9 protein-coding genes are annotated in these 12612 nt (G+C 68.1%); 2 read left to right on the top strand and 7 right to left on the bottom strand.

Features of this window, described 5'->3' with window-relative positions:
* Positions 1-2: 2 nt before the first annotated feature.
* The 3 genes from ASF30_RS17030 to ASF30_RS17020 all read right to left on the bottom strand — a co-directional run bounded on the left by ASF30_RS17030 (position 3) and on the right by ASF30_RS17020 (position 4661).
* The gene (locus ASF30_RS17030; protein WP_055909421.1) at positions 3-623 is read right to left on the bottom strand and encodes a DUF4255 domain-containing protein; all 621 of its coding nucleotides are present in this window, start codon (positions 621-623) and stop codon (positions 3-5) included.
* On the bottom strand, positions 620-3874 hold the full coding sequence (locus tag ASF30_RS17025) for a hypothetical protein (RefSeq protein WP_055909418.1): 3255 nt from the start codon (positions 3872-3874) through the stop codon (positions 620-622). The genes ASF30_RS17030 and ASF30_RS17025 overlap by 4 nt, the downstream gene beginning before the upstream one ends.
* A gap of 163 nt (positions 3875-4037) precedes the next feature.
* The gene (locus ASF30_RS17020) at positions 4038-4661 is read right to left on the bottom strand and encodes a response regulator transcription factor (RefSeq protein ID WP_055910422.1); all 624 of its coding nucleotides are present in this window, start codon (positions 4659-4661) and stop codon (positions 4038-4040) included.
* A gap of 169 nt (positions 4662-4830) precedes the next feature.
* On the opposite strand from ASF30_RS17020, the gene ASF30_RS17015 reads away from it, so the two are divergent.
* On the top strand, positions 4831-6096 hold the full coding sequence (locus tag ASF30_RS17015; protein WP_055909415.1) for a COG1470 family protein: 1266 nt from the start codon (positions 4831-4833) through the stop codon (positions 6094-6096).
* The gene (locus ASF30_RS17010; protein WP_055909412.1) at positions 6096-6413 is read left to right on the top strand and encodes a PAAR domain-containing protein; all 318 of its coding nucleotides are present in this window, start codon (positions 6096-6098) and stop codon (positions 6411-6413) included. The genes ASF30_RS17015 and ASF30_RS17010 overlap by 1 nt, the downstream gene beginning before the upstream one ends.
* Before the next feature lie 87 nt (positions 6414-6500).
* Here ASF30_RS17010 and ASF30_RS17005 read toward each other — a convergent pair whose 3' ends face one another.
* The 4 genes from ASF30_RS17005 to ASF30_RS16990 form a co-directional block, all read right to left on the bottom strand.
* Positions 6501-8507, bottom strand: coding sequence for a glycoside hydrolase family 13 protein (locus ASF30_RS17005; RefSeq protein WP_055909409.1), 2007 nt, complete (start codon positions 8505-8507; stop codon positions 6501-6503).
* A 150-nt stretch (positions 8508-8657) separates the two neighbouring features.
* The gene (locus ASF30_RS17000; RefSeq protein WP_082467993.1) at positions 8658-9632 is read right to left on the bottom strand and encodes a sugar ABC transporter permease; all 975 of its coding nucleotides are present in this window, start codon (positions 9630-9632) and stop codon (positions 8658-8660) included.
* Positions 9632-11251 (bottom strand): maltose ABC transporter permease MalF, encoded by a 1620-nt coding sequence (gene malF, locus ASF30_RS16995; RefSeq protein WP_055909406.1) that lies wholly within the window; start codon positions 11249-11251, stop codon positions 9632-9634. The genes ASF30_RS17000 and malF overlap by 1 nt, the downstream gene beginning before the upstream one ends.
* A 91-nt stretch (positions 11252-11342) precedes the next feature.
* A complete protein-coding gene (locus tag ASF30_RS16990) occupies positions 11343-12578 on the bottom strand; it encodes a sugar ABC transporter substrate-binding protein (protein WP_055909403.1) in 1236 nt (411 codons plus the stop codon).
* Between the last annotated feature and the right edge of the window lie 34 nt (positions 12579-12612).

The raw sequence follows: 12612 nt of genomic DNA, 5'->3' as shown, positions 1-12612 counted from the left end.
GCTCAGCCCTCTCGCACTGTCGGGCCGACGCGGTTCTCGGCAGCACCGACGCCCATCCACTCGAAGTCGGAGGAGACACCGCCCGTCACCGGCGGACCCACGCGATAGACGATGCCCGTGGAGATGGGCGCCGTCACGACGACGTCGAGCGATGGCTTGAGCTCACCACCGAGCGACGACCACACGTCCGCGAAGGCGCGATCCTCCGGCGGCGGCAGGGCCACGGACATCGACGCCTGCAGCCCGGTCTCGGCGAGGGTCTCGACGACCAGTGCCTCGGGGATGGCGTCGTATCGCAGGAAGCAGCGGATGAGCGCGTCGAGCAGCCTGTGCTCGTCGTCTGGCCGCTGCGTCCACGCCGTGACGAGGTACGAGAGCTTGTAGTAGCGCGGGGCCGGGGTGCGCGAGATCACGATGCCCTTCTCGTCGCGCTCCTCGAGGAAGCCCGTCTCGCGCTTGCGGGTGTCCTCGCGGATGTCGTAGAGGAACAGGTTCACCGTCGGAGCGTTGCGGCGCGCGGCCCACTCCGTCGTCGGGGCGTCGAGCACCACGTCGATGTCCTTGCCGATGCCCTGTGCGTTTCGCACGAGCGAGCGCATGGCGTCGTCGATCTCGCCGATCATCCGCCCCGGCCGATCAGCTTCGGCCCCACGGAAGTGCGGGGAACGACGAGGAGGTTGCGGGGCGGCGTGACGTCGCCGAACTGGCTGTCTGCGCTGTGCACGCTCAGAAAGCGCTGGCCGGGGATGACCCAGCGCAGCACCGGGGTCGGCCACCGAGCCACGCCCGATCCCGAGGCGAAGCCAGTCACAGGTACGCTGCCCGCCACGTCTCCGTCGGGAAGTCGCCACTCCACCACGACGGCCGCACCGGGAGGGAAGTCCTGGGCGACTGCGGCCACCACGTCTCCCGGCTTCGCGATCGTCGAGAGGAATCGGATGCTCGGCGTGAAGAGGGTGAACCGCTCCTGGTCGGATCCGATCCAGGACGTGGGGAGCTTGATCCGCACGGGGTTGGGTGCGGGCGCAGGGTCAGGCGTCGGAGTCGCGCTCGGCGTGGGCGTCGGCGTCGGTGTGGCCGTCGGGGTCGGTGTGGCCGTCGGGGTCGGGCAGAGCTCGCCGTCGCAGGGCGGCGCCGTGGGCTCCGCCGTCGGATCGGGATCGGGTTCCGGGTCAGGGACCACCGGCGGAGCAGGGGTGACGGCCGACGGCGGCAGATAGCTGAGCTTGGTGCCGACGACGCTCACGGGTCCGGTCCGAGGCGGGGTGACCGGAGCACCCGGCGTGGTCGGCGCCATGGCGAAGGTCATCGTCACGATCCGCTTGCTGCCGGGAGCATCGAGTCCGTCGATGATGCAGGTCTTCGTGCCCACCACCGCGTCGCAGCCCGACCTCGATGACAGGGCGATGAGCCCCGGCCAATCGAATGTCAGCGTGATCCGCAGGCCGGACAGCGCGGCATCGAATCCGGCGGCATCCGGCGGCACCGTCGCGTTGTGGGTGATGGTCGTCGTGGCCGTGATCTGCTTGCCGCCGGTGTAGCCGACGGTGCGATCGAGTTTCAGGTCGATCGGGAACGACGCGTCGATCACGGAGAAGGTCTCCGCGTCCGAGCCGAGCCAGGCCGTGGGGAGATCGACGATCCGCTTCCGTCCGCCGTCGTAGCGAAGGAACGCAGAGGTCGCAGCTATATCCCCGATTCCCACCTCTCGCTCCGGCATCGCGAAGGTGATGGTGACGACTTTCGTCTCCCCGAGAGTCGTGGGGCCGTCCAGCCGGCAGACGGAGTCGACGAAGCTCGCGCAGCCGTCGACGACCGGTTCAGCACTGCTCTGCAGGAATTCGGGCCAGGTGAGCTTCAGCCCCGCCTCCAACCCTGCGATGGTCTTCGGCCCATCGGCGAACGTCACGCGGACCGTCGCGACCAGTGGCGAGCCACCGATGTGACCGCTCGGACTGCTGAGACTGACGTCGACCGGGAGTGCCGCGACATCGACGCGGAACGGTGCGGAGCCCGACACCAGCCACGCCGTCGGCAGGTCTGTGGAATCACCGGGCACGCCATTCTGGACGAAGGCGGCGGTGGCGTCGACGGAGCCGCTGGATGCTCCCCCCGTCGTCGGCATCCGCAGCCGGAAGGTCACGTACTCGACGTCCCCCGGTTCGTCGAAACCGGTGATGGTGCAGACGTCGTCCTCGAACTCCGAGCACCCGTCCACGGAGGACTCCTCAAGGCTCATTCCATTCGGCCACGCGAACCTCAGTCCGACGAAGGGGTCGTCGGTTTCGCGCAGAGGTGCGTGGTCGAATCTCACGGCGACGGTCACACCGACATCAGGACCAGCGACCCAGCCCGACGGCCTGTCGACGGACACGTGGGTGACGAAGAGCCCGGCATCGACGACGGCATCCGCCTCGGACTCCGAGAGCCACTCGGTGGGGAGATCGACGACATCGCTGTCGGACACCAGGTAGGCGGCCGATTCGATCGCCGAGGCGCTGCCGAAACCGGTGTCGCCTGGCGGCTGGAAGGGTTGGGTGATCGTGACCGACGACCCCGGCTCGTCGAGTCCAGCGACCACGCAGGTTCCGCTGTCGATCGCCTCGCATCCGGATGGCGGCTCCAACGCCGTCTTCAGGAAGTCCGGCCAGGTCAACTGGATGGCGAGCTTGAGTCCCGGTAGCGAGAACGGTGCGCCTTCGCCGTGGGAGACGGTGATCGTCGCGACCATAGCGTCCCCGCCCGGCCAGCTCGCATCGGGATCGATGTCGACGTCGATCGGGAACGGCAGGTCGGCGACCCACACTGGCGCGGAATCGATCCCCATCCAGGTGGTGGGTATGTCGTTCGATGCGGCGGCCGCCTCCATGTCAGGCGACTCGACAGTCGCGCTCACCCCCGTTCGCAAAGAGGCCGTGTGGATCACGGCATCGGTTGCCGGTGCCGAGGCCAGCTTGATCACCGAATGCGGAGTGTAGGAGCCGCCCATCCCGTAGAACGAGATCGAGCCGGAACCTCCACCCGACGGGGGCATGCCGAAGTCCAGGCTGAAGCTCGTCGTCTTGCGCACTGACGTCGTCTCGGTGATGGTGCAGAAGCCGTTGACCAGTCCTGTCGGGCCGCAGGCGGTGATCGTCTTCGGGTCCGTCAGCAAGGTGAGGAACTGCGGCCAGGTCGCCTCGACCTGCACGACCGATGCATCCATCGCCGGCGCCGCACCCGGTTCATGCGTCACGGTGAAGGTCGCCGTGATCGAGGCCCCTCTGGCCGATCCGTATTCCCTGTCCACGCTCACGTCGAGGGCGAAAACCGGCTTCAGGCTGGTGAACGCCTGTGCAGTGACGACGTCACCCGGAGCCAGCGGCACGATGCCGTCGCCTGAGGATACGATGCCCGGGACGAGCCCGTGCGCCACAGTCGCGGCTACGACATCCGACGTCGGCGGGATGCCGACGGCGCGCAGCCAGAAGGTGAACTGCCCGCTGCCCGCTTGATCGAGTGCGAGCGTGCTCATCGCGCACTCGCGCGACGAGATCCCGGAGTTGGGACCCGGGATGGAGGCGAGGGTGAGGCATCCGGCGGGAGCGTGCGCCGTCCCGCTGTCGAAGCTGAAGCTCGATGTCGGCCACGACACCTGGACTCCGATGCGCCCTGGACCGTAGCCCCCGGCTCCGGTGTTCGAGACTGTGACCGACACCTGAAGGGATTCGCCACCGGCGACAGAGATCGGAGAGAGGCCCACCTCGACTGCGAAGTTCGGCGCGGAGGCGTCGTCGGCCGGCACGCCGGCGCTGGCCGCCGTCGCGACCACGAGCCCAGCCGCCACGAGGGCAAGCGTCAGCAGTGCCGACACGGATGCGCGCACGAGCTTCACGATGCTCCTCTCGATACCACTTCACTGTGCGGGGAACGGATGCCGGCCACGCACCGACGCCGGGCACCGATGAGGGCACGCCGGTTTACCCTCTCGGGCAATTCGCGTCGTGGCCGACCCGGGGCGCCGGACGCCAGGCGGCGGCATCCGTACGGCCAGCGAGCTAGATGAGACCCTCGCGCAGGGCGTAAGCCACGGCGTGCGAGCGGTTGCGCAGCTGCAGGCGCGTCGTCACGTCGTGCAGCACGTTCTTGACCGTGCGCTCGGAGTAGGCGAGCTTCGTGGCGATCTGCGCCGTGTCCCATCCCTCGGCCACGAGCTTGAGCACCTCGACCTCTCGGGCTGCGAGACCGGTGAAGGCGATGCCGCGCGGATCGAGCACTGTGCGCTGCAGGCGTCCGACCTGGTCGAGAAGTCTGCCCAGAAGGTCGGGCGGCACAGTGCCCTCGCCGAGGGATGCCGCAGCGATCACCGAGACGAGGCGATCGGGCGTCGCCTCGGCCCGACGCACGAGCCCGACGACACCGGATTCGATCGCGCGCACGAGGTCCTTGTCGTCGAGATGCGACGAGACCAGGATGACGGCGGAGTCGCCGTTGCGGCGCAGGAATCGCAGGGTGTTGAGAGCCTCGTCGTCGACGGCATCGACGATGACGAGCACGACCTCGGGAGCGTCGATCTCGTCAGGGCCGACGACGCGTACCTCGGGTCTGGGTCGCAGCTGGCTCGAGACGCCGGCTTCGGAGATGGGATCGCGTGCGTACACGCGAACTGTTGTTCGGGTCATCATGTCCTCCAGTGGGGTTCGGGCCCCTTCGGTCTTCGGGTGAGACAGGAGCAGTCTGAACCCCTGCACTCCTCGCGCAGTAAACGCTGACTCAACGGGCAGGAATTCTGCACCAACGGCGGCACGGGAGGCCACGACCGGAGGAGAGGCCCGCTCCTACGGTTGCGACATGGCTACGACTGCGAACCTCGACCCGACCGCGCTCTCGGTCACGCCGGGCAGCCCGGCGGTCTACTCCTTCACCGTGCTGAACGACAGCCTCATCGTGGAGTCCTACACTCTGCAGGCCGTCGGCCCGGCCGCAGCGTGGACCACCATCGAGCCCGCCGCGCTCACCATCTACCCCGGCAAGAGCGAGCGCGCCGTCGTCACGGTTCTGCCCCCACGCGCTGCCGAGTCGATCCCCGGTGACATCGCCGTCGGCATCCGTGCGATCGCGAACGAACAGCCCGAGATGTCGGCGAGCGCCGAGGCGACCATCACTCTTACGCCGTTCTCGGTGGCGGATGCCGAACTCATCCCCCGCATCTCCCGGGGGCGCGGCCGTCGACGGGTGCGCGTCGCCGTCGACAACCAGGGCAACGTTCCGCTGCTCGCGTCGATCGCCGGCACCAGTTCCGAGGACCTGGGCATCGCGAGTTCGACGCCCGAGATCGAGGTGGGTGAGGGTCGAGCCCTGTTCGTCGACGTCGACCTGGTGCCACGCAAGCGGGTCTGGAAGGGGGCCGCGATAGCGCATCAGTTCGGGATCACGGTCATCCCCGAGAACGACCAGCCACCGATCGAGCTCACCGGAACGTACAACCAGGAGAGGGTGTTCCCGCGCTGGCTGTGGAAGGCGCTGCTCGCACTGCTCCTGCTCATCGCCGCCCTCATCGCGCTGTGGTTCCTGCTGCTCAAGCCCGCCATCGAGGCGACGGCTCAGGATGCGATCGACGGCCCCATCGCCGACGCGAGCCAACAGGCTGAGGCCGCATCGGAGCAGGCCGACCAGGCCGCGACGACGGCGAACGAGGCGAAGGAGCTGGCCGGCGAGACGCCGCCACCCGTGGTTCCCGTCGCGACGAGCACGAGGGCGAACCTCACGATCCGTCTCGAGGTCTCGGGACTCGGTCCGGGGCACGAGAGCGAGCGCTTCACGGTTCCGACGAACTCGGTGCTTCGGATCACGGATGTCGTCCTCAGCAACCCGCAGGGCGATTCCGGAACTCTCACCGTGGAGAATAAGGACGTCGAGGCGCCCATCTTCACGTCGGGCCTCGAGAACTTCCGTGACCTCGACTTCCACTTCGTGACGCCGATCGAGCTGACTGCCGGCGACGAACTCTTCGCGGGGATGGCCTGCGGCGCTCCAGGTGTCGGGGCCGGGACAACTCCGCTTCCCGAGTGCTCGGACTCCGTGCTCGTCACGGCCCAGCTCATCACCCAGCGCTGATGCCGACAGGTCCAGCACTCCGCGCCGGCGACACGGCCCTCTGTCCCCTGTTCGACGGGCCGAAGCCGCACGGCGGCGGGCCGATCACCCCGGCCGCCTCGGCTCCCACCGTGCTCATCGGCGGCATGCCTGCTGCCGTCGCCAACGCCCTGCCCGGCGGCATCGTCTGCATCTCGCCCGCACCCAATGGCATCGCGATGGGCAGCATGACCGTGCTGATCGGCGGATTCCCGGCTGCCCGCGTCGGTGACCTGTCGATGCACGGCACGCCCGTCGCCCCGGGCCCTGGCTGCCCGACGGTGATCATCGGCGGGTAGACCGGCTCGCACCTTCCCGGTCGAGTTGCCGACTCGGAGGGGTCGGGCCCCGCCGGCACCCCCTGAAGCTGGCAGCTCGAACCGACGTCAGGCCGGGTTCACGCCGGGAAGCACCCAGACGGAGAAGGAGGGGCCGCTGCCGGCCAGGCTGATGCCGTCGTCGGATGCCGCCAGCCTGCCGTCTCCGAACGCCGGCGTCGCGGCATCCGCCCCCGCGACTGCGACCGAGGGGAGGGTGACGTCGTAGTCCGCCCGCGCCGCGACGCAGAGCACCGACTCCGACGGGGACTCGCGCACGTAGACGAGCACGTCGTCGCCGACGTGCAGCCAGCGCATGCTTCCGGTCGACAGCGCGAGGTGCGCGCGGCGCAGCCCGATGAGGTCCGTGTAGAGGTCGATGCGCGCTGAGACGTCAGCTTCGCCGATCGTGCCCCACGGCATCGGGGTGCGCGAGGCTTCGCCGTCCTCACCGGCGAGTCCGAACTCGTCTCCGGCGAACACCACGGGGATGCCGGGCAGCGTCACCGAGAGTCCGAGTGCCACGGGAGTGACACCGGGCCGGGCCCAGGTGGCGAAACGCGGGGTGTCGTGGGTGTCGAGGGCGTTCATGGCTCCGAGGCGGGTGCGCCACGGGAAGCCGGCGGCGAACTGCGTGTGAGCCTCGACGAACTGACGCCCCGTGAAGTCCGGCACCATGCCGAGGGCGAAGCCGAGGCCGCCGAAGGCCGTGCTGCCCGGCACCAGCAGCCACGACCACAGCGGACGCGTGAAGTTGGCGTAGGTCATGGCGCCGTGCCAGGCGTCGCCCTGGAAGTCGCCGGCGGCGTCGTTGGTCGACTCGCCGAGCAGGATGGTGTCGGGGTTCACCTCGTTCATGGTCCGGCGGATGATGCGGCGCACCTCGGCATTGTGGTCCTCGTCGAGGTAGCGCCCCGTCATGTTGGCCACGTCGATGCGCCAGCCGTCGAGGTTGAACGGCGGACGCAACCAGCGCGCCACCACGGACTCCTCGCCCTCGATGAAACGGCGACGCAGCACCTCGGAGTTCCAGTTGAACTTGGGGAGGCTGGGCACGCCGAGCCAGGAGACGTAGGAGCGGCGGGGCGCGGCTGGCCCATCAGCGGGAGCGGGAGCTGCGCCGGCAGCAGGAGCGTCAGGGGCGTCAGGTGCGGCATCCGTCACGGCGTAGCTGGCATCGACGGCGTCGGCCGAGGACGCCGTCTCCTCGGGAGCGAGCTCGGCCTGCACGGCATCGAGCCAGTAGTAGAACGCCGCCTCCTCGGCCTCGGGGTCTGCCAGCGCCGACGCGAACCACTCGTGGCCGTCGCCGGAGTGGTTCGACGTGAGGTCGCCGATCACACGGATGCCGCGCTCATGCGCCGCGCCGACCAAGCGCACGAGCGCCTCGTCGCCGCCCAGGAGCTCATCGACCTCGGCGAAGCTCGATGCGTCGTAGCGGTGGTTGGACCGGCCGGGGAAGACCGGGGTGAGGTAGAGCAGGTTCACGCCGAGTCCGACGAGGTGGTCGAGCTTGTCGCGCACGCCGTCGAGGTCGCCGCCATAGAACTGCTTCGAACGCCCGGGCGGCTGCGTGTCGACGGGATCCGCCCAATCGGCGGCGATCGCCCAGTCCGGCGTCGCGCGGGAGTCGGCGGCATCCGAGCGCGCGAAACGGTCGGGGAAGACCTGGTACAGCACGCTCTCGGCTGCCCAATCGGGCGCGTCGCTGCCCGCGACCAGCCTGAAGTCCTCACTGTCGAGGGTCTCGACCCGCGACAGGCCGCGGGCGTTGAGCCAGTGCTGCCGGCCGTCATCCGTCACGATCAGCCAGCGATAGTGGTGCACCGGGTTCTCGACCTCCACCGTGGCCTCCCACCAGTCCCAGCCGTCGGCGCTCGCGACCAAGGTCGCCTCGGCGAATCGGGGCTCACGGTTCGGGTTCGACCGCACGTGCACGCTGGCCACGGTGCCGAAGGTCGCCGGCACGCGCATCCGCATCACCAGGTCCTGTCCGAGGGACGGATGCTGCTCCTCTATATAGAGGGGCGAACCGTCGTGGTGCGGAAGCTGGGCGAGGGGCACGGCGTCATCCATTCGTCGACGTTATCGGGCGGATGTTACGGGCAGGTATGCAGGACCAGGCTCGCCCTGGCTGCATATCGCGCCCAGGGCTGGCGTGGTCCTGCATTCGACGCGGAACCGCGCGACGAAGGTCGCACCGAGCCGAGCGCAGACAGAAAGGGCCTACTTCACGGCTCCGGCGGTGAGCCCGCCCACGATGTACTTCTGCAGGAGCAGGAACAGCACCACCACGGGCAGGGCCGCCATGATCGCTCCGGCGGAGAAGGCGCTCCAGTCCGCGTAGCGCGGGTTGGAGACCAGCTTCACCAGGCCGACGGCGAGGGTCTGCTTGTCGGGATCGATGAGCACGACGCTGGCGATCACGTAGTCGCCGAAGGTGGCGATGAACGAGAGCAGCGCAACGACGGCGAGGATCGGCGCGACCAACCGCAGGATGATCGTGAAGAAGATGCGCGCGTGGCCGGCTCCGTCGATCTTGGCGGCTTCGTCGATGGAGGCCGGGATCGTGTTGAAGAAGCCGTACATGAGGAAGGTGTTCACGCCGAGAGCTCCACCGAGGTAGACCATGATGAGGCCGACGTGGGTGTTGAGGCCGATCGCCGGGAACAGGTCGCCGATGGAGTTCAGCAGCAGGAAGATCGCGACGACGGCGAGCATCTGCGGGAACATCTGCACGACGACGATCGTGACGAGGCCGAAGCGACGGCCGGTGAACCGCATCCGCGAGAACGAGTAGGCGGCGAGAGCCCCCAGGAACACCGTCGCGACGGCGGTGATGCTCGCGATGATGAGGGTGTTCACGTACCACGGCACGTAGGGCACCTGCGGGTCGGTGAGGATGCGCGTGTAGCTGTCGAGGCCGAACTTCGAGAACAGCGCGTTCGATCCGGTGAGGGTGCCCTTGGGGTTGAGCGACGACGACAGCACGAAGACGAGCGGGAACAGCGCGAAGATGCTCACGATCACGCCGACGAGGTGGCGCCAGCCTGTGGCGCCGAACCAGCGGCCGAAGTTGAACGGGCGACGGCGGCCCACCGGCCCGCGCAGGTGCGGGGTCTCCGCAGCGGCATCCGCCTCGAGGATCAGGGCTTCCGTGAGGCCGACGCCGGTGCCGGGAACGGGAGTGTGCGCATTCATCAGTTGAGATCCTCCAGCGCCTTGGTCTTGCGGAAACTGAATATGGCTATCGCCGCCACGATGATGAAGATGATGATCGCGAACGCGCTCGCCAGGCCGTAGTCACGGGTCTGGCCCGTGAAGGCCACCTTGTAGACCATCGAGATCAGGATGTCGGTGAATCCGACGGGGATCGGCGCATTGGAGTCGCGCGGTCCGCCGTTGGTGAGCAGGTAGATCAGGTTGAAGTTGTTGAAGTTGAACGCGAACGACGCGATGAGCAGGGGCGCCAGCGTCACCAGCAGCAACGGCAGCTTGATGAGCCGGAAGATGGCCCACGGCTTGGCACCGTCGACCGTCGCGGCCTCGGTGATGTCCTCGGGGATCGCCTGCAGGGCGCCGGTGCACACCAGGAACATGTACGGGAAGCCGAGCCACAGGTTCACGATGAGGATCGAGACCTTGGCCAGGGTCGGATCGGTGAGCCACGGTATCGCCGCTCCGCCGAAGATCACCTGGTTGATGAATCCGAAGGTCTCGTTCATCATCCCCGACCAGACCAGGGCCGTCAGGAACGCCGGGAAGGCGTACGGCAGGATCATGATCAGGCGGTAGTACCGGCGTCCCTTCATCCGTACGTCGTTGAAGACGATGGCGAGGAACAGCCCGAGGAAGAAGGTCGTGGCCACCGAGAGGATCGCGAACACGAAGGTCCAGATCGTCACGTAGATGAGCGGACCACGGATGCGCTCGTCGGTGAAGGCGCGCACGAAGTTGTCGAAGCCCACGTTCACCTGCCAGCCGGGCAGCAGCTCTGTGCCGTCCTCGGCGGTGAAGGCGCCGGTTCCGACATCCGAGTAGACGGTGCCCGTCTTGGTGTCGGTCATGGTGCCGGCGGCCTCGTCGTACTCGAGCGTCGAGGTGTAGAGGTAGGCCGAGCGGCCGTCCTGCGTGCGGAGGGCGCCGTCGTTCGGGTCCTCGGAGAACGGAACCGCGAGCTCCGTGATCTCGTCGGTGCGCGCGATCACCTGTGCGAAATCCAGGCTCTCGGCCCCGGGCACGGCGACGGCGAGCCCGCCGTCCATGGTGGCATCGTCGACCTCGTGCAGCGGCGTCTCGTCGTTCCCGACGCTGACCGTGCCGTCGGGGTCCGTGACCAGCATGCCGAGGGTGCCGCCCTGATCGATGATCGTGACGGCGTAGGTCGGGGAGTCCGGCACGCGCTCGAGCGCCGAGCTCATCAGCGACGAGACGGCCTGCTCCTGCGTGCCGTTGTGACCGGTGCCGTAGTTCGTGAACGCCACGTAGCCGGTGTAGACCAGCGTGAAGATCTGGAACACGACGAGGAAGAGCACTCCGGGGGCCAGGTACTTGGCCGGGAGATTGCGGCGCGAGAAGTAGATCCAGTTGAACAGGGCGGTCACGGCGACGACGATCGCGGCGACGAGCCACTGCTCGTGTCCGACGAGGATGAACAGCGCGTACAGGGCGATGGCGTCGACGACGCCGAGCACCACGATCTTGAGCAGCAGCATCTTCGTGCCGACGGATGCCGCCTCGGCGACCCTGGCGGCTCGCTTCTGGTTCCTCGTCGGCGGCGGAGTCGTCTCAGCGTGGACATCGTCGGTGATGGTGCTCATGTACGTCCTCGTTCTCGTCGCCCGGTCGCCCCGACGAACACCGAAGACCCGGTGCGGATGCGTTCGGCATCCGCACCGGGTCGATGGGTTGTTACTTGATGGCTGCCTGCACGTCGCTGGCCAGCTTCTGCCACGTCGTCACCGGGTCGGCCCCGTTGATGATGGCGGCCTCTGCGATGCCCCAGTACTGCCAGACCGAGCCCATGGCCGGGATGGCCGGCATCGGAACGGCGTCCTGGCCGACGGTCTCGAAGCCCTTGATGATCGGGTCCTTCGACGCCGTCTCAGCGGCGGCGGTCAGCGCGGGGAGCACGTTTCCGGCCTTGAACAGCTCGAGCTGCACGGCCTCGGTGCCGATGTAGTTGACGAGGAAGTCGGTCGCTGCGACCTTGTTCTTCGACTCGGCGCTGAGGAAGAAGCCCTTGACGCCGGCGAACGGCTTCGCCACATCGGCGGTCGGGCTCGGGATCGGGTCGATCGCCACGTTGATGCCGGCATCCGTCGCCGCACCCACGTTCCACGGGCCGGTCAGCCAGAAGGCCGCCTTGCCGTCGAGGAAGGCCTGCTTGGCGATGTCGCCATCGATGTCGGTGTTGAAGACGCCGGTGCCGTTCTTGCCCTGGCTGCCGAGCCAGGTGGCGAACTGCTCGCCGCCGGCGCTGCCGAGCTGGAGGTCGCTCGCGTCGTAGCCCTGGTCGTTCGTGCCGAAGACGGGGGCGCCGAATGCGGTCTGGAACGGGTACAGGTGGTACGGGTCGCCCTCGGCGCCCTGCTGCACGACGAACGGCTGGTCGAGGCCGGCGGCCTTGCCCTTGGCGATCATGTCGTCGAAGTTCGCGGCCGGCTCGGGGATGATGTCGGCGTTGCGCAGCACGGCGATGTTCTCGACGGCGTAGGGCAGCATGTAGGTCGTGCCCTCGTAGGTGGCGGCGTCGATGGCGACCGGAAGGTAGTCACCGGCAGCGTCACCGAGCTCGAGCGGAGCCACGACACCGTTGGTGGAGAGCTCGCCCAGCCAGTCGTGAGCGCCCATGACGATGTCGGGGCCCTTGCCGGTCGGAACCTGCTGGATGAAGTCGTCCTTGATGGTCGACGTGTCCTTGCCGACGAGCTTCACGTCGATGCCGGTCTTCTCGCTGTAGTCCGCGGCGGCGCCCTTCAGCGCGTCAACGCGCTCGGAGTCCACCCAGACGGTCAGCGAGCTCGTGCTGCCGCTCGCCTTCGTGTCGTCGGAACCGCTGGAGCTGGTCGAGCAACCCGACAGAACCACGGCGGCCGTGAGCGCAACGGCTCCGAGCCCCACAAGACCCTTCTTCTTCACCATCATTGGTGTCGCCTCTCGTTATGAACGCTGATGTGAG

It is taken from the genome of Leifsonia sp. Leaf264 (assembly GCF_001422325.1).
GTDB lineage: Bacteria > Actinomycetota > Actinomycetes > Actinomycetales > Microbacteriaceae > Orlajensenia.
The sequence above is the reverse complement of the archived record's forward strand: the minus strand, read 5'-3'. Positions and strand labels throughout refer to the sequence as shown.

Bases quoted from the DNA above. Each gene is read 5' to 3' on its own strand.
- ASF30_RS17000 (WP_082467993.1), bottom strand. From the start codon at position 9,632: ATGAATGCGCACACTCCCGTTCCCGGCACCGGCGTCGGCCTCACGGAA.
- malF (WP_055909406.1), bottom strand. From the start codon at position 11,251: ATGAGCACCATCACCGACGATGTCCACGCTGAGACGACTCCGCCGCCG.
- ASF30_RS17010 (WP_055909412.1), top strand. From the start codon at position 6,096: ATGCCGACAGGTCCAGCACTCCGCGCCGGCGACACGGCCCTCTGTCCC.
- ASF30_RS17020 (WP_055910422.1), bottom strand. From the start codon at position 4,661: ATGACCCGAACAACAGTTCGCGTGTACGCACGCGATCCCATCTCCGAA.
- ASF30_RS17005 (WP_055909409.1), bottom strand. From the start codon at position 8,507: ATGGATGACGCCGTGCCCCTCGCCCAGCTTCCGCACCACGACGGTTCG.
- ASF30_RS17015 (WP_055909415.1), top strand. From the start codon at position 4,831: ATGGCTACGACTGCGAACCTCGACCCGACCGCGCTCTCGGTCACGCCG.
- ASF30_RS17030 (WP_055909421.1), bottom strand. From the start codon at position 623: ATGATCGGCGAGATCGACGACGCCATGCGCTCGCTCGTGCGAAACGCA.
- ASF30_RS16990 (WP_055909403.1), bottom strand. From the start codon at position 12,578: ATGATGGTGAAGAAGAAGGGTCTTGTGGGGCTCGGAGCCGTTGCGCTC.